Annotated in this window: 16 protein-coding genes and 3 pseudogenes; 5 read left to right on the top strand and 14 right to left on the bottom strand. The window is 73.7% G+C overall.

The genetic code is table 11. The features are described from left to right. Window positions 1–37: 37 nt before the first annotated feature. Together ACZ4YL_RS10660 and modA are read right to left on the bottom strand one after the other, a co-directional pair. Complete coding sequence (locus ACZ4YL_RS10660) at window positions 38–1,963, bottom strand: ABC transporter permease (protein WP_468115378.1); 1,926 nt, start codon at window positions 1,961–1,963, stop codon at window positions 38–40. Further along, window positions 1,960–2,778, bottom strand: coding sequence for a molybdate ABC transporter substrate-binding protein (gene modA / locus ACZ4YL_RS10655; protein ID WP_468115377.1), 819 nt, complete (start codon window positions 2,776–2,778; stop codon window positions 1,960–1,962). The genes ACZ4YL_RS10660 and modA overlap by 4 nt, the downstream gene beginning before the upstream one ends. Before the next feature lie 371 nt (window positions 2,779–3,149). On the opposite strand from modA, the pseudogene ACZ4YL_RS10650 reads away from it, so the two are divergent. Both ACZ4YL_RS10650 and ACZ4YL_RS10645 read left to right on the top strand, forming a co-directional pair. Continuing rightward, a pseudogene (locus ACZ4YL_RS10650) lies at window positions 3,150–3,350 on the top strand (TOBE domain-containing protein); the annotation flags it as partial. Between the two features lie 158 nt (window positions 3,351–3,508). Continuing rightward, window positions 3,509–4,753 carry a molybdopterin molybdotransferase MoeA gene (locus tag ACZ4YL_RS10645; protein ID WP_468115376.1) on the top strand — a complete coding sequence of 415 codons (1,245 nt, stop codon included), beginning with the start codon at window positions 3,509–3,511 and terminating at the stop codon, window positions 4,751–4,753. Between the two features lie 19 nt (window positions 4,754–4,772). Here ACZ4YL_RS10645 and ACZ4YL_RS10640 read toward each other — a convergent pair whose 3' ends face one another. From ACZ4YL_RS10640 to ACZ4YL_RS10610, 7 genes and pseudogenes are all read right to left on the bottom strand, one after another. After that, a complete protein-coding gene (locus tag ACZ4YL_RS10640) occupies window positions 4,773–5,477 on the bottom strand; it encodes a M24 family metallopeptidase (RefSeq protein WP_468115374.1) in 705 nt (234 codons plus the stop codon). A 28-nt stretch (window positions 5,478–5,505) separates the two neighbouring features. Further along, window positions 5,506–6,168 carry a class I SAM-dependent methyltransferase gene (locus ACZ4YL_RS10635; RefSeq protein WP_468115373.1) on the bottom strand — a complete coding sequence of 221 codons (663 nt, stop codon included), beginning with the start codon at window positions 6,166–6,168 and terminating at the stop codon, window positions 5,506–5,508. A 120-nt stretch (window positions 6,169–6,288) separates the two neighbouring features. Continuing rightward, window positions 6,289–6,402, bottom strand: a pseudogene (locus ACZ4YL_RS10630) (pyridoxine 5'-phosphate oxidase C-terminal domain-containing protein); the annotation flags it as partial. A 31-nt stretch (window positions 6,403–6,433) separates the two neighbouring features. Next, window positions 6,434–6,694 (bottom strand): annotated as a pseudogene (locus tag ACZ4YL_RS10625) (hypothetical protein); the annotation flags it as partial. 221 nt (window positions 6,695–6,915) lie between these two features. After that, a complete protein-coding gene (locus ACZ4YL_RS10620; RefSeq protein WP_468115372.1) occupies window positions 6,916–7,863 on the bottom strand; it encodes a GDSL-type esterase/lipase family protein in 948 nt (315 codons plus the stop codon). Between the two features lie 21 nt (window positions 7,864–7,884). Then, window positions 7,885–8,331, bottom strand: a complete 447-nt coding sequence (locus tag ACZ4YL_RS10615) for a HEAT repeat domain-containing protein (protein WP_468115371.1) — start codon at window positions 8,329–8,331, stop codon at window positions 7,885–7,887. A 203-nt stretch (window positions 8,332–8,534) separates the two neighbouring features. After that, a complete protein-coding gene (locus ACZ4YL_RS10610) occupies window positions 8,535–8,882 on the bottom strand; it encodes a S24/S26 family peptidase (protein ID WP_468115370.1) in 348 nt (115 codons plus the stop codon). 153 nt (window positions 8,883–9,035) lie between these two features. Here ACZ4YL_RS10610 and ACZ4YL_RS10605 point away from each other — a divergent pair, with 153 nt between their 5' ends. Beyond that, window positions 9,036–9,539, top strand: coding sequence for a hypothetical protein (locus ACZ4YL_RS10605; RefSeq protein ID WP_468115368.1), 504 nt, complete (start codon window positions 9,036–9,038; stop codon window positions 9,537–9,539). A gap of 13 nt (window positions 9,540–9,552) precedes the next feature. On the opposite strand, the gene ACZ4YL_RS10600 is transcribed toward ACZ4YL_RS10605, so the two are convergent. From ACZ4YL_RS10600 to ACZ4YL_RS10580, 5 genes are all read right to left on the bottom strand, one after another. Next, the gene (locus ACZ4YL_RS10600) at window positions 9,553–9,981 is read right to left on the bottom strand and encodes a VOC family protein (RefSeq protein ID WP_468115366.1); all 429 of its coding nucleotides are present in this window, start codon (window positions 9,979–9,981) and stop codon (window positions 9,553–9,555) included. A 22-nt stretch (window positions 9,982–10,003) separates the two neighbouring features. Continuing rightward, window positions 10,004–11,650: a D-alanyl-D-alanine carboxypeptidase/D-alanyl-D-alanine endopeptidase gene (dacB, locus tag ACZ4YL_RS10595; RefSeq protein WP_468115365.1), complete on the bottom strand. Its 1,647-nt coding sequence runs from the start codon at window positions 11,648–11,650 to the stop codon at window positions 10,004–10,006. Window positions 11,651–11,736: 86 nt separating this feature from the next. Then, window positions 11,737–13,173 carry a carotenoid oxygenase family protein gene (locus ACZ4YL_RS10590; RefSeq protein ID WP_468115364.1) on the bottom strand — a complete coding sequence of 479 codons (1,437 nt, stop codon included), beginning with the start codon at window positions 13,171–13,173 and terminating at the stop codon, window positions 11,737–11,739. Window positions 13,174–13,281: 108 nt separating this feature from the next. Then, complete coding sequence (locus ACZ4YL_RS10585) at window positions 13,282–13,659, bottom strand: hypothetical protein (protein ID WP_468115363.1); 378 nt, start codon at window positions 13,657–13,659, stop codon at window positions 13,282–13,284. A gap of 99 nt (window positions 13,660–13,758) precedes the next feature. After that, the gene (locus ACZ4YL_RS10580; RefSeq protein WP_468115362.1) at window positions 13,759–14,844 is read right to left on the bottom strand and encodes an aromatic acid exporter family protein; all 1,086 of its coding nucleotides are present in this window, start codon (window positions 14,842–14,844) and stop codon (window positions 13,759–13,761) included. A 173-nt stretch (window positions 14,845–15,017) separates the two neighbouring features. Here ACZ4YL_RS10580 and ACZ4YL_RS10575 point away from each other — a divergent pair, with 173 nt between their 5' ends. Both ACZ4YL_RS10575 and ACZ4YL_RS10570 read left to right on the top strand, forming a co-directional pair. After that, window positions 15,018–15,452: an Ig domain-containing protein gene (locus ACZ4YL_RS10575; RefSeq protein ID WP_468115360.1), complete on the top strand. Its 435-nt coding sequence runs from the start codon at window positions 15,018–15,020 to the stop codon at window positions 15,450–15,452. A 73-nt stretch (window positions 15,453–15,525) separates the two neighbouring features. Beyond that, the gene (locus tag ACZ4YL_RS10570) at window positions 15,526–16,143 is read left to right on the top strand and encodes a nucleoside/nucleotide kinase family protein (RefSeq protein WP_468115359.1); all 618 of its coding nucleotides are present in this window, start codon (window positions 15,526–15,528) and stop codon (window positions 16,141–16,143) included. Window positions 16,144–16,148 lie beyond the last annotated feature (5 nt).

Here is a 16,148-nt window from a genome sequence, read left to right as displayed (position 1 = left end):
GCGTGTGCCTGTTTCGATGCCGCCCGTCGATCGGAACTCACAGGGGCACGAGGGTGATCTCGGTGGCCTTGACGCTGCACCACACCGCAGTGCCGTCGGCGATCGCCAGCTCGGCGGCGGCCTGCGGGGTGATCTCGGAGACGACGTCGGCGGCGGCCTGCGACGTGACGAGGACCCGGAGCCGGCTGCCCGCCGCGGTGATCTCACGGACGGTTCCCGGCCATACGTTGCGCGGACTGCCGGACGGCTGCTCGCGATGGAGGGAGACGGCCTCGGGTGCGACGATCGCCAGCGCCTCGGAGCCCTCCGGCACGGGTTCCGCCACCACGACGGACCCGCCGGCGACCAGCTTGAGCCCGTCCACCGTGGTCGTCCCCGGCCAGGCGTTGCGGCCGAGCATGCGGGCGACCCACGGGGAGCGCGGATTGCGCGTGACCTCCGCGGGCGGCGCGTCCTGGAGGGCCCGGCCGTGGGCCAGTACGAGGACCCGGTCGGCCAGCGACACGGCCTCGACGGGATCGTGGGTGACGATGAGGCAGACTCCGCCGAAGCCGGCCAGGTGGGTGCGGAGGGTGTGCCGGACGCGGGCCCGGGTGGTCTGGTCGAGTGCGGCCAGCGGTTCGTCCAGGAGGAGGAGCCGGGGGCGGGCGGCCAGCGCCCGGGCCAGCGCCACCCGTTGGGCCTGGCCGCCGGACAGCTGCGCGGGCTTGCGCTCGGCGAGATGGCCGACACCGAGCCGGTCGAGCCACAGGCGCGCCCGGGAGCGGGCCTCGGCGCGGCTCGTGCCCTGCGCGCGCAGGCCGTAGGCGGTGTTGCCGAGCGCAGAGAGGTGGGGGAACAGCGCGCCGTCCTGGGGGACCCAGGCCACGCCCCGCCGGTGCGGCGGCAGGGCCGTCACATCGTCGTCGCCGAGCCGTAGTGCGGCATGGGCGCGCGGGGTGAGGCCGAGCAGGGCGCGCAGCAGGGTGGTCTTGCCGGCGCCGTTCTCACCGACCACGGCGATGGTGGTGCCGGGTTCGGCGTCCAGCGTGAGCTCGTTGAAGCCCGTGACCTCGGCGTGCAGGGACCAGCGGCCGGCGGGCGCGGAGCCGGCGACCGGTTCCGGCTCGGGGGCCCGGGCGACCGGGTCCTCGGTGGGTGTCGCGTGATGGGTGTCGCGTACGGCGTGGCCGGAGGTCCAGCGGCCGCGCAGGGCGACCAGTACCGCCATCGCCACGACGAGCAGGAGGAGGGACAGCGAGGTCGCGGCCTCGGGGTCGTCCTGGAGCAGCAGGTAGACCTGGAGGGGGAGCGTCTGGGTGACGCCGGGCAGGTTCCCGGCGAAGGTGATCGTGGCCCCGAACTCCCCGAGCGCCCGGGCCCAGGTGAGGGCGGCTCCGGCGATCAGGCCGGGGGCCACCATCGGCAGGGTGACGGTGAAGAAGACCCGCAGCGGGGTGGCGCCGAGGGAGGCCGCGGTCTCCTCGTAGCCCGGTCGCAGCCCGCCCAGGGCCCCTTCGAGGCTGATGACGAGGAACGGCATGGCCACGAAGGTGGCCGCCACGGCGGCGCCCGAGGTGTGGAACGGCAGGGTGATCCCGAAGGCGTCGTCCAGGAAGGGGCCCAGCAGACCGCGCCGGCCGAAGCCGAGCAGCAGCGCGACACCGCCCACCGTCGGAGGCAGCACCATCGGCAGCAGCACCAGGGACCGTACGACGGTCTTCCCGCGGAAGTCGATCCGGGCCAGCAGCCAGGCCAGGGGTACGCCCAGGACCAGGCTGAGGCCCAGCGCCCAGAAGGAGACGACGAGGGAGAGCCGCAGGGCTTCCAGGGAGCCGGGCGTGGTCAGGTGCTCGCCGAGCTCGCCCCACTGGGTGCGGACGAGGATCCCGGCCAGGGGGAGCATCAGGAAGGCGATCGCGAGGAGCGCGGGCACGGCCAGGAGGAGCGGCGGGCGGGGCCCGGCGGTGCGGTGCCTGGTCACGGCTGCTGGAAGCCCGCCTCCTGGAGGATCTTCTGGGCCTCCGGCGAGGACAGCCACTGGACGAAGGCGTCCGCGGCGGCGACGTTCTTGGTGTCCTTCAGCGCGGCGGCCGGATAGGAGGCGACGGCGTTCTGGTCGGGCGGGATGTCGACCGCGCCGACCTTCCCCTTGGCGGCGGTCGTGTCCGTCTTGTAGACGAGGCCGGCGTCCGCTTCGCCCAGCTCCACCTTGGACAGCACGGCCCGTACGTTCGGCTCCAGCGAGACCGGCTTGACGGTGATGTTCTGCTTGTCGAGGATCTCCTGGCTGTAGCGCCCGGCGGGGACCTCCGGGGCCGCCAGGACGACCTTCAGATTGGGGTCGGACAGGTCCTTCAGGGAGTCGATCTTGTGGGGGTTGTCCGGAGCGGTGGCGATCACGAGCTCGTTCTTCGCGATCACGGTCGGGGTCCCGGTCTCCGCCTTGAGGCCGTCCATCGTCTTGGTGTCCGCGGTGACCAGGGCATCGGCCGGGCCTCCCTGCCTGACCTGTGCGGCCAGTTCCTGCGATCCGGCGAAGGAGAAGGTGACCTTCGTGCCCGGGTGCTCCTTCTCGTACTCCGCCCCCATGGTCTTGAACACGTCGGTGAGGGAGGCGGCGGCGAGCACGGTCAGGTTCGCGGCCGGTACGGAGCCCGATGCGGAGGCGCCGGTCGGTGCGGCCGCGGAGGTGCCGGTGCTGCCACTCCCGCAGGCGGCCAGGACGGGAACGAGGAGGGCGCCGCCGAGGAGGCCGGCGGCCGCCCGGCCCTGTCGGACGTGCAAAAAGAAGCGCATGGCGGGATGTGTTCTCCGGTCCGGTTGTCCGAATCCCGCGCACGCACGGCATGAGAGACGGGAACGGTGCTGCATTTGCTGCCAATGGAGCATTGCCGGGCCCGCATCTGCAATTCGCCGCTCCGGGGTCGAGGGGGTGCCGATTCCGCCAACCGGGTCATAAGTCCCAGGTCAGGAAGGCGAAGGGCCCGGAAAAAGAGAGGATCTGGGGCCTTTTCCGGAATACGCCAGGAGCTTGCGTCCATTCGGTTGGCGAATGCGATGGGGGCGCTCCGGACCCCGTCCTTCATCGGCTACGGTCGGCCATGACGCAGGTCACAGAAGTACTTGCGGTTTCGTTTCCGACTATGTGAGGCGTGTTTTCCATGAGCCTGTCCATCCGCAACCAGATCGCCGGCACCGTCACGGACGTCGCGACCGGTGGCGCCATGGGCTCGGTGAAGGTCTCCGTCGAGGGTGGCGAGCTGACCGCCGCGATCGCCAAGGACGCCGTCGAGGCCCTCGGTCTGGCCTCCGGCACCTCCGTCGTCGCGCTGATCAAGTCGACCGAGATCTCCCTGGCCGCCGCCTGATCCCCCGCATCACCCTGAGGGCCGCACCGCACCGGTGTGCGGCCCTCAGGCGTGGGCGCGAGGTTCACGCCCGGGTGAGGCGGGAGGTGAGCGGATCGGAGCGCAACCGCAACCCTCCCGCGGGGACCCGGAAACGCCCCGGGCCGACAGTCGTGTTCATGCCTCCGACGACCGCGCCTGCCCTCGCACCCGCCCCCGATCCGGTCTCCGCCTCCGCGTCCATGCCCAGAGTCCCGGCACGGCCCCCCGTGGTGTCCTGGGCGCGGGCCCGGGTACTGGCCCACGGCGCGGCGCGCCCGCTGCCCGCCCGTACGGTCCCCCTGTGCGACGCGGCCGGACTCACCCTGGCCGACGGCCTGCCCACCCTGCGGCCGCTCCCGGGCTTCGACACGGCCGCGATGGATGGCTACGCGGTGTCCGGCACCGGCCCCTGGCGGGTACGGGCCGCCGTCCGCGCGGGCGCGCCCTGGGCGGGCGTGCTCGGCGCGGCGGAGTGTGTGGAGATCTCCACCGGGGCCGAGGTGCCGGCCGGGGCCCGCGCCGTGCTGCCGCTGGAGTCGGCGGTGACCACGGACGACGGCCGGGTGTCCGGCCCCGTGCCGCCGCCGGGCCGGCACATCCGGCGCACGGGCGAGGACGCCCCCGCGGGCCGCCGGCTCGCCCCGGCGGGCACCAGGATCGGCCCCGCGCTGCTCGGGCTCGCCGCCGCCTGCGGCCATGACACGCTGCCGGTGCGGCCGCGCCCCCGGGTCGGCGTACTGGTCACCGGGGACGAGCTGGACCACGCGGGGGTACCCGGCCCCGGCCGGGTGCGCGACGCCCTCGGGCCGCTGCTCCCTGCTCTGGTCGCCGAACTCGGCGGCGCGACCGAAGAGGTGCGGTACGTCCCCGACCGGCCGGGCGGACGTCTGTCCGGGGCCGTGCACGCGGTGCGGGGCGCCGACATCGTCGTGGTGACCGGCTCCACCTCCGTCGGTGCCACCGACCAGCTGCGCCGGCTGCTGGAGGCCGCCGGGGCGCGGATGGTCGTCGACACCGTCGCCTGCCGGCCCGGCCACCCCATGCTGCTCGCCGAACTGGCCCCGGACCGCTGGGTGGTGGGGCTGCCGGGCAATCCGTACGCCGCCCTGGTCGCCGCCCGTACCCTGCTCGGCCCCCTGATCGCGGGCCTGTCCGGACGTGCCCTCGGTGCCCTGCCGCACGTTCCGGTGCACGGGCGGGCGCGGCCCGCCCCCGGACTGACCCGGCTGGTGCCCGTCGCCTGGGACGGCGCGCGGGCCGGGATCGCCGAAGGGCACGGCGCCGCGTTCCTCCAGGGGGCCGCCGTGGGCGACGCGCTCGCCGCGATCCCCCCGGACTGGACGGACGGCGCTCCGGCCCCCCTGCTCCTGACGGCCGGCTGACGGCCCGGCCGACGACCCGTCAGACGAGGTCCAGCAGCCGTTTGTACGAGCCGCCGAAACCGCGGCGCTCGTCGACCAGATGGATCTCCAGGATCCAGTGGGCCTGCCACCCTCCCCCGACGGTCCGGCGCAGCGGACGGTCGTTCTCCGCGCAGATGTACGCGTCTGGCCGTGCGTCCCGGACACCTGCCGAGGGATCCGCCCCGACCAGGTGACCGCAGTGCCGTCCGGCCGTCGTCCAGCCCGCCGCGGTGGCGAGCGCCAGGAGCTCGGCGTGCAGTTGCCCGCCCGTGAGGCGTGGGTCGGCGAGCAGGGCCTCGCGGCAGGCGTCGAACATCTTCGGCAGGTCCAGGGCGAGCCGGCGCTTGTCCGGGTCCCCGCCGAAGACGAGGGTCGAGGCGAAACCGGCCTCGGACACCGCGAGCACCGAACCGAGTTCGGCGATGACGAGGTCGTCCTCGCCGACCACCCGGTCCGGTGTCTCCGGGCCGTACGGGAGCAGGGTGTGCGGGCCCGAGCGCACGATCGGCCCGGGCAGGCGCGCGGCCGTGCCGAACAGTTCCCTCGCCAGGTCCCCGATCCGGTCGCTCGCCTCGCGTTCACTGCGGCCCGGCGCCACCAGGCCACGGGCCGCCGTTCCGGCGAAGAGGGCCTCGGCCATGCGCTGTGTCTCCACCAGCCCCAGGGCGCGCAGTCGTTCGTCCATCCGGTCGGGTACTGACATCGCGTTCTTCCTCTTCTTCCGCATCTTCCTACGGGGTCGCGCGCACGATCACGAGCGATCCCTCGTAGGTCGGCCGACTGCGCAGGTGGCCGAATTCCTCGTCCCAGGCGCCGGACTCCAGGTCCGCGCGGAGGGTCCGGTCGAAGTGCTCGCGGACCCGGTCGTCGACGAAGCTCCAGGCCGAGCACGCCTGTCGGGCGGCGGGGTCGAGCAGCGTCTCCGGGCGCCCGTAGTAGGCCTCGTCGAATCCGTCGGTGCAGTCCAGGGGGATGGGCACGGTCCGGACCGTGCCGGAGCCGCCCAGGGCCGACGCCAGCTCCTCGACGGTCGGGTGGCGCAAGGCTTCGGTGTCGAGGACCTCGGGCGCGTACCGGTACAGCCAGAAGTCCCGGACCAGGGCGGGGTCGCGGGTCAGGATGACCACCGGGCCGCGGGCCACGCGCCGCATCTCGCGCAGCCCCGCCCGTACATCGGACCACTGGTGGACGCCGAACAGGGTCATCGCCGCGTCGAACTCGCCGTCGGCGAAGGGCAGGTCCTCGGCGACGGCGCCGACGTCGAGAATGGTCCGGGAGTCGCCGAGGGCCTCGGCGAGCAACCGGGCGATGCGCTCGTCCGGGCGGCCGTGGGGGGAGTCGCCGGCGGAGAGGGAGCCGATGGCTCCGCCGCCGTACGGGGTCCGTGTGGTCATACGGTGTTGCCTCGCCTTGTGAACAGGAACGGGGAGGGGCCCGTACGCCGGTGGTTGTGCCGGTCGGGTGCGGGTGTTCGTGGGAGTCGTAAGACCAAGGGGTCCTACGACCAGAGGGTCCTACGACCAGAGCCGGAAGCGTTCCCAGCCGTCCCCGGCCCGCTCGTAGCGCAGCCGGGTGTGCACGCGGCTGCGGGCCGCCTGCCAGAATTCGACCTCGCCCGGGGCGAGGGCGTAGAGGGTCCAGCCGGAGTCGACGAGCGAGGAACCGGCGGACCTCCTTGCCTGCTCCGGGCAGGCTGAGCAGCCGGTTGCCGGACAGCCGGGCGGTGTAGGGGGAGTTGCGGTCCACCGCGGACCGGGGCTTCCCGGCGCGCTCCGGGTCCGGGGCGGCCGTGAGTGCCTCGCGCACCTGCTCCAGCCACCGTCCCGCGGGCTCCTCGTAGTCGGGCTCGCAGTCCGGGCGGGGCAGGAGCCGCCGGCCGCCGAGCTCTTCGAGGCGCTGGTCGAGCCGGCGGCCGTCACCGCCCGTGGCGATGTCCAGGACGATCCCGCACCCCACGCCGCAGTCGGAGCAGAACCTACGCACCCGCTGCCCGGTCGCGGCCTTCGCCTCCGCCTCTGCGGCCGTGTGCAGCTCGGTCCCGTTGCGGTCCAACGCAGGAGTCCCTGTTGCGCGCAGGTGACGGGCGGTGCCCCCGGGGTTTACAGGCGGCTTCGCCAAGATCACCACGGGTGGTGAGGCGGTCAGCGGCCGAGCGCGTCGAGGTGCTCGTAGAGCGCCCGGTGCCCTTCGGCGGTGGGGTGCAGGCCGTCGACGAGCAGGTCGGTCCGCTCCCGCAGCGGCTCCCACAGGTCGAGGTGGTCGATGTGGTTCGCCTCGCACCAGGCCCGGAGGAAGGCGCGCAGAGCGAGTGCGCGCGCCCGGGTGAAGCGCAGGCCCTCGTAGTCGCGGGTGCGGTCCTCGTCGAGCCAGGACGGCCCGGCGACGACGAGCCGGGCGTTGTGGCCGAGGGCGGTGGCGGCCAGCGCGTCGAGGCTGCCGGTGAGCTGCGTGAAATCGGCGGCTCCGTCGGCGTCGGCCTCCGCGGCGGCGAGCGGCACGGCGGAGTCGTTGATGCCGGCGGCGACCAGGAGGGTGTCGGGCCGGCGCGCCGCCAGCAGTGCGGGCGTCTGCTCGCCGACGTCGGCGAGGGTGCTGCCGGGGACCGCCAGGTTGAAGAGCCGGCGTCCGGCCTCGTTCGAGGCGATGTGGGCGGCCGCCAGGTGGCCCGCCCAGCCGCCCCGCGGGTCGCAGCGTCCGTAGGCGATGCTGTCGCCCACGATGACGATGCGCTCCGCCGGGCGCAGCGGCCTCGCGTCCAGGTAGGCCCAGGTGCTCTCGCCGGAGGAGAGGACCACCCGCCGGCGGGTGTAGTCGTCGACCTCGTAGGCATCGGCCGCGGCGAGCTCCTGGTCGGTCAGGTGCAGCACGGCGCCTTCGACCGAGGCGCCGAGCCTGCGCTCCAGGATCAGATGCACGTCGAGCCCGCTGGCCGCGATCACCGCCGGATCGGTGATCTTCAGGGGCCGGGTGGTGTAACCGGCCAGCGACGCCGGGGAGGTGGGCACGGCTCTGCCGAAGAGAGCGGTCTGGACCCGCTCGTCCATCAGCGTGCCGAAGGAGAAGAGGGTGTGCGTGCGTGATTCGGTCACAGTGAGCCGCAGGGCCTTTCTTCACGGAGGGTCAGGTTTCACCCTAACGGCCGCCCACCGCCCGACCACGTCCGCGCGGAGGCCGGCGAGCGCGGAGAAGGCGTCGGCCCGGACCGGCCCGTCGGGGTCCTCCTCGTACCGCTGCGCGAGGCGGTCCCCTACGTCCTCGCCCACCAGGGAGGCGAGCGGCGTGAGGCCGACGACCGCTCGCCGGGTCTCTGGATCGGGGTCCTCCAAGAACCGCAACAGGGCCGGGAGTTCGGCCAGGACCAGGTCGAAGGCAACCGCGTCCGCGCCGCCGCGCTCCGCCGAACCGGGCCCGCGCCCGTCGGCGATGTCCGCGAGCCGGCGGATCAGGTCCGCCGGTACGCGGGGTACGTGCGCGGCCGCGTGCGCGAGGAATGGGATCGCCGCGAGCGTGGCCGAGTACACCTCGTTCCAGCGGGTCAGCACCCACAGCGGGCGCACCAGGTCGCGCGCCAGCCGCCCGTCGTCCGCGTACAGCGCCCGGATGATCCGGGGAACGTTCGAGGCCTCCGCCCGCTGCGGTCGAGGAGTACGGCCCGGACCGGTGGCTCGGCCGGTCGGACGACCTTGAACTCCACCGGTCCGAGACGCGCTTGGTGGATGGTGACCGGAAGCCTCAAACGACGCATCGCGACAGCCGGCCCCTACGCCGCACGCGTCTTGTCCGCGGCGCCCACGCGGGGGACACCGTCGACCGCCGTACAGATACCGAAGACACGGTCGTGGCCGGTCCAGCCGTTCACCCGGCCCCGGTTGTTGCTGATCTGCACCCGCTTCCTCGCCGGGTCCACGGCCGACACCAGGTGCAGGTACACCGTCCCGGCGACACGGGCGAGGACGATGTCCCCGGCCTTCAGCTTCAACGGGTCGGCCGGAGCGACCACCACCCGCTGACGACTGCGTATCAACGGGACCATCGAGGAGCCGGTCGGCCGGAACTCCACGGTGGCTCCGCCGGCGACCCTGCCGGCCACTGCGTCCAATGCACCCATCCGTGGATGCTCGCAGATCCGGCCGCGGGACCCCATCGATTTACGCCGGCGCGCGTACGGCGGCCTCCCGGTGTGTCTGCGGTGTGTCTGCGGCGGTCCGTTCCCGGCGGGCGGTATGGATGGTGGGTCGGGGACGAGAGCGGGGAGCGGCGCGTGGCGGCGATGGTCGGACTGTTCTGGGTCACTCCGGACGCGGTGTACGTGGGGTCGCCGCCGAACGCCCTCGGGATCTGCGTCCGGCTGACCGCCGAGGGCCTGGATGCCGCGGACCCCGACAGCCCCCGGACATGGACGTGGGCGGGGCTGCGTTCCGCCGTGGTCGAGGACGTGCCCGGGCACAACCCGGTGGGCCGTGCGACGAAGGCCCTCGGCGCGATGTTCTCGGCCGCGATCGGAGCGGACTACCTCGGCGAGGGGCCGCCGGAGATGACGCTGCGCCTGGAGACGGAGGAGGGTACGCACGAGGTCACCGTCCACGCGGCGGTGGCAGGCTACCCCGCCGAGGAGGCACGGCTCTCCCAGGACCTGCTCGACCGCTTCGTGGCCGGAACCGCGGACCCGCGGGCCGTCGAGGCGTGGGGCCGGGAGCACGCCGTGGAAGGCACCCCCGAGCCGCGTGCGCGGGAAGCCCTGCTGCACACCTGGGCGCAGCAGTAGCCGGTCCTCCCACTCAATCGATGCAGAACTCGTTGCCCTCGATGTCCAGCATCGGGATGCACGCATCATTGCCGTCGTACAGCGTGCGCACGTGTACCGCGCCGAGCGGGACCAGTCGTGCGCATTCGGCCTTGAGTACGGCGAGGCGCTCTTCACCCACGAGGCCGGTGCCGACCCGCACATCGAGGTGCAGCCGGTTCTTGGCGGCCTTCCCTTCGGGGACGCGCTGGAAGTACAGCTGCGGACCCACGCCCGAGGGATCGGTGCAGGCGAACCACGCGTCCTGCTCCTCGGGCGGCAGCGAGCGCTTGAAATCGTCCCAGGTGGCGAACCCTTCCGGGGGCGGCGGTACGACATACCCCAACACCTCGCACCAGAAACGGGCGAGGCGCTCAGGTTCCGCGCAGTCGAAGGTGACCTGGAACTGCTTGATCGACGACATCGGTCCAGCATAGAGGCGTGATCTAGGACGACTCCTGGAGGTAGGCGGCGATCATCGCGAGGTCGTTGGCGATGGCCAGCACCTCGGTGGGGTCGGCGCTCGGTGTGGAGGCGCCGTTGACACCCGCGTAGAAGGTGTCGAAGCGGCCGCCGCCCTTGTCGAGGTAGCCCGCGATGGTGATGGCGCCGACGGCCAGCCGGTCGTTGAGGGCGTCACCGCCGACGGCCGCGCCGGTCTTGGCGAACACCTTCCCCCGGGCCGGACAGCTGCGGCAGTTCTCGGCCAGCAGACCGTCGACCCCGAGGACGGGCAGGGCCTCCCGGAACAGCCGCGCGTCCGGGGTCCGTTGCCAGTACGCCAGCATCTGCACCAGCACCTGCGGCGTGGCCCGGTCGGCGGGGTTGCCGCCCCGGCCGTCCATGAGCTGCGCCTGCTCGCGGTCGACGCCGGCCTGGTCGAGGAAGTCGGCGAGCACCGGGAAGCCGGCGGGGCACTGGTCGCTCTTCGCGGTGACGGCGAGGAGGCAGATGCCGAGGTTGGCGCCCAGGTTGTGGCTGACCTTGAGGATCAGCTTGGCGTACTGGGCGTAGGGCGGGGAGGTGTACGCGGCCACCCGTGGCCGTCCGTCGTAGTCGCGCGGCAGCCGCCCCACCGGGTTGGCGCCCGACGGGTCGGCGGTGACGTGCACCCCGGCGCGTTCGAGCGCCTCGATCAGCGCGACCCGTCCGAAGGCGGCCGGGTCGCCGATCGGGGAGGTGCGCAGCAGCGGTTCCGAGCCTGCCGCGATCGTTCCCGTCAGGCGGATCCGGGTGCCGCCGTCCGTGGCCGTCACCGTGACCGCGGTCGGCTTCCCGGCCGCCACGGTCTTCACCGCCGAGGTGACCTGGTAGGGCGCGACCTTGGGCCGCCAGTCCAGCCGGGCGTCCGCGCCGGGCCGGTCCCCGGGGGTGGTCATGAGGTCGATCAGGTTGTCGTTGATGATCAGGGGCGTCGGCGTGGGGACGAGCTCCGGGTCGGGGAGGAACAGCCGGCTGTCCACGATCACGTCGCCGTCGACGCGGGTGATGCCGGAGGCGCGCACCTGCCGGGCGAGCAGGTCGATTCCGGCGAGCGGGTTCTCCGGGGTGAGGGTCGCCCCGGGGAAGTCGTTGGCGTAGGTGTGGTCGAGGTCGGTGTACGCGACCGTGCCGTCGGGGCGCGTACGGCCGCCCATGGTGAGGTCGCCCTGGGCGACGAGGTCGAGGTCGCCGGTCAGCGTGGCGCCGTCACGCTCGCCGACCGCGTAGAGCGGGGTCACGAAGCGGTGGTCGGCGCCCAGGGTGTGCCACGGGCCCGAGACGCTGATCAGCTTGGCCGTGGACCCGGGAATGAAGAACTGCCCGGGGAAGAGGCTGTGCACCACGCGGCCGTTGTCCGGGTCCGTCTGCAGGAGGCCCCACTGGGCATTGCGGTAGTCCGGCTTGCGCATGATCTCCCTGATGCGCGGGTCGAGGCCGGCGAGCCCCGTGTCGCCGGTCGCGGACGGCGCGGTCGGGGTCGTAGCCGGGGATGGGGACGGGGGCGGGGTCGCTCCGGTCGCGGTACCCGAGGCGAGGGCCACGAACAGCAGGGCGGCGCAGGCGGCGGGCATACCGCGCCGCAGTGCTGCGGGGTGGATCGGTCTGCTCACAGCGCGCTCCGTTCGTCGCGGCTGTCTCCTCCCGAGGCCAGGAAACAGCGTGGCACGGCCGCGCCGCCCGGGCGCGCCGAGCGGGTTCACTCCTCGGTCGGCAGCCAGCAGCCGTGCAGGCCGAGCGGGACGCGCACGGGGATACGGGCGCGAGCCACCGGGCCCGAAGCGGGATCCTCCGCGGGGATGACCAGGAACCAGCTCGATCCGTCCGTGCGGTCCGTGGCGAAGGTCAGCCAGTGGCCACCCTTCTCGGAGCCGGTCCCCGAGCCCGGCTCGGGGGCGAAGACCGGCTCGCCGACCGAGAGGTCCCCGGCCGGCCAGACGCGGGAGGTGCCGGTCTCGTTGTCGTACCAGCGCACGGCGTCGTACTCGCCGGGCAGCAGGTCCGTCCGCCCGGTTTCGGTGGCCAGCGCGGTGTACCGGTGGCGCCGGCCGATGCGCCGGTCGTCGACCCGCGGGAACTCCACCCGGGAGTCGTCCAGCGGGGTACGGGCCATGTGGCCGGCCGCCGGGTCGATGCGCGCCCGCACCAGACCACCGCTGATCGGTTCGGTGTCCTCCTCCGGGCCGCCGACGGTGAGCCTGCTCCACTGCACGTAGTCGAGGACCACCGGGGCGTCCGCGCCGGGGCCGTCGTCGTACGCGTTCACGGTGTGCCACGCCCAGAAGGCCTCGTCCGCCGCCCAGCGCACCGGCCCGCCGTCGCGCGGGATCAGCGCCACCCGGGTGCCGCGCTCGGGGCGCCAGGCGAGGAAGGAGCCGCCCGTCATGGCGGCGGCGAGGTCGAAGAAGGCCGGGGCGAGGACGAGGACGGCGTAGCGGCCGGTCAGGGCCATGTCGTGGATCATCATCGGCTCGTCCACCCCGTCGACGGAGGTGGGCCCGCGGCTGACCGCGCCGTGGCGGTCGATGACGGACCAGGTCAGGTAGGGCGGCTCCAGGCCGTAGCAGAAGACGACCATCTCGCCCGTGACCGGGTCGATCTTGGGATGGGCGGTGATGCCCGCGGGCAGGGCCCCGCCGAAGCCCTCGCGGCCGAGCGTCGCCAGTTCGGCGTCGACCTGGAAGGGACAGGCCGATTCGGCCAGGGCCAGCAGACGGCCGGCGTGCCGGACCACGTTGATGTCGGGCATGTCCCGGAAGGTGCCGGCGAGCTCCGGTCCCACCTGGTCGGCATCCGGCATGATCATCGATTCGACGCCGCCCCACAGGGCTCGGCCGGCCCGTTCCTCGGCCAGCAGCGCGGGGGTGCGTACGAAGCGGTTGCGGTAGCGGGCCCGCCCACCGGAGATCCACACGCCGTGCAGCATGCCGTCGCCGTCGATGGGGTACAGGTACGAGCCGATCGGCGTGAACCGCGGATTGGGGCCGTTGCGCACGTACAGGCCGTCCAGGGTGTCCGGCAGCTCGCCCGTGACCTCCAGGTCCGCGACGTCGACCTCCTCGGACACGGGCGCGAAGGACCCCAGCAGGTGGGGGACGCGAGCGGGGTCGAAGCGGGGTGACACGTACGTGTTCACTGGACCTCCCGGGTGCGCGGTCCTGCGTGGGCGCGCTGGTACGGCATCTTCCAGTGAAACGCGCGCCGGGTGCGGGTGCCAGACGGCCCCGGACCGCCCAGGCCGGCCTCAGGCGGAGTCGAAGAGTTCCTCGTGCGCGCCGTCGAGGACGAACCCGTTGTCGAAGCGGACGCGGACCGTCACGCGGAGCTTCTGCTCCTGGAAGGCGGTCCACGCCGGTTCCAGGGAGGTGACCTTCTCCTTGAGCTGCTTCCTGCTCCCCTCGGGCATCTGATGGCCGAAGGAGTCGAGGAGCGACTTCAGGCGCTCGTACTCGCGGACGTCCTCGCCGCTCTGCGGCTGGTGCTCGTCCACCCGCTCGACGGTGCCCTCGGTGCCCGAGGCCAGGGCCAGGAATCCGGCGACGGCCTCCCCCGCCGCCGTGACCGAACCGGTCAGCGTGAGGTCCGCGGCCAGCTTCACCCGGAGGCCTTCGTTCAACGTCATAGATCCTTCATCTCCCCGGTCGGTGCCCGAGCCTATCGGTGGCTCGGGCGCCGGGCCCGACCGGCACCGCTCAGTACGACAACGCCATCGGGACGGTCGTCAGGGGCGGGCCGACACATGGTCGGCGACGGCCTCGTGGGTCAGGTGGAGGCCCGCCCGCAGGACGGCGTCGTGCCGGGTGGGGTGGGCCGCGCGGTGGGCGAGGTCCAGGCCGCGGGCCCGGTCGAGGTCCGCGGCGCAGTCCTCGCCGCGCAGGGCGGTGTCCAGCGCGCGGGCGGTGGCCCGCACCAGCGGGGCGAGATCGCGCAGGGCGGGATCGGGAGCCGCACCGGGATCGGGAGCCGCGCCTGGGCCGTCCGTGCGGGCGCGCTCCCGGAGTTCCTGGGCGAAGTACTGGAGGGTGAGCGCACTTTGGGCGGCGAGCCGCAGCCGCTCCCCGAGCCCGTCCGGCGGGCGGCTCGGCGTACGCAGGTACAGCCGCGGGAGCCGGGCCCGCCGGGCGGCCCGGTCGTAGGACGCGAGGCCGTTCCGGGGGCGCAGCCACAGTTCCGCCTCCTCGGGGAGCTCGGGGGCGGTGGGCGGTCCGCCGCCGCCGAGGCGGGCGGTGACGGTGCCGAGGAGGCCGCCGAGTTCGCTCCGGTACGCGTCGAGGCCGTCCGCGGCCGACCGGTAGGGGTCCGGCGGCCACAGCAGGGGTCCCAGCAGGACGACGGTGGCGATGCCGACCGCGCTCTCCACCAGGCGGGCCAGGGCATAACCGGGGAGGGCGGTCGCGTAGATCACCAGCGCGCTGACCAGGACCTGCTGGTTGGGGGCGCCGCCCTGGTACATCAGGTACATGCCCGCGCAGCCGCAGGCCAGTACGGCGAGGAAGGACACCGAGGCCGCCGCCGACACCGAGGTCACGGAGGAGGCCGGGGGCGGCGGCAGCCAGTGCAGTACGAACGTGCTCAGCGCCACGCCCACGACGACGCCGACGAGCCGGTTCCACCCGAGGCGCGGGGCGGCGTACACGTCCTCGCGGAGGATCAGTACGGCGGGCAGGGCGGCGGGCACCGGGACCGTGCTCGTGCCCCACCAGAGGCAGAGGAACCAGGGCACGGCGGTGCATACGGCCAGGCGGGTGGCGGACCGCAGTCGGGCGCGGGGCGGGGGGTTGTGCGGAACGGCGACCGTACCGGGCATGGCGGACATCGTAGGCGTGTGCGGCCGACCGCGCCGCCATCGACGGGACGGCCGGGCCCGCCTATGATTCCGACGCGCCACGCACCTCGAACATGCATACCCACAACGGGCGATGGCGGTCTCCGGGGCCCTTGCCGGGACGCCGTCCTCGCCCGACGAGTTCGGAGGTCCCGTTGAGCACATCCACACGCACCCCGCGCCCGCGCACCTCGCGCAGACTGGCGGCGCTGGCCGTCGGCCTGACCGCCGTCCTGGCAGCGTCGGCCGGTCCGTCCTTCGCCGCCCCGCACAGTTCGACCGGCCCGGCGGTGACGCGCACAGCGGCCGCCGCTGCCCCGTCCGTGGTCAACCCGGGCAACCAGGTGTCCCTCCAGTACGACTCCGCGTACTTACCGATGACCGCCACCGGCGGCACGGCCCCCTACACGTGGTCCGCGGTCAACCTGCCCACCGGTGCCACGATCAACGCGTCGACCGGCCTGATCTCGGGCCTCCTGCGCGGCAGCGGCATCCGTACCGTCACCGTCACCGCCCGGGATGCCGCGGGTGCCACGGCCTCCGCCACCTTCACCTGGCGCGTGATCCGCGACGCCTGTCCGCGCTGCTGACCGCCGCCCGGCGCCCCCCGCCCGCCACCACGGCCGGGGGCGCCGGGCCGTCCCCCTCGGGCAGGATGTGCGGATGAGCACGACGGAACCGGTAGTGAGGGCGCGGGCGCTGGCCACCCCCGGCGAGCGGCGCGTCCTGGGCATCGCCGGGCCCCCGGGGGCCGGGAAGTCGACACTGGCCGCCCGCCTCGCGGACGCGCTCGGGCCGGAGCGGGCCGTCGTGGTCCCGATGGACGGTTTCCACCTCGCCCAGGCCGAACTGGACCGGCTGGGCCGCGCCGACCGCAAGGGTGCCCCGGACACCTTCGACGCCGCCGGGTACGTCGCCCTGCTGCGCCGGCTGCGCGCACCGCACGGACCGACGGTGTACGCGCCCGCCTTCGACCGCGCCCTGGAGGAGCCGATCGCGGGCAGCATCCCCGTGCCCCCGGACGTACCGCTGGTGATCACCGAGGGGAACTACCTGCTGCACGACGCGGGGGAGTGGGCCTCGGTACGCCCCCTGCTGGACGAGGCCTGGTACCTCGCCCCGGCCGAGGACCTGCGCCTGGAGCGGCTGATCGACCGTCATGTGCGGCACGGCAAGGACCCCGCGTACGCGCGCGACTGGGTGACCCGCTCGGACGAGCGCAACGCGCGACTCGTCGCCCCGGGCCGCCACCGCGCCGACCTCGTGCTCGACACAGGCTGACCGCG

The sequence above is a fragment of the Streptomyces sp. NPDC030021 genome (assembly GCF_055574035.1).
This window is presented reverse-complemented; position numbering and strand designations above follow the sequence as displayed.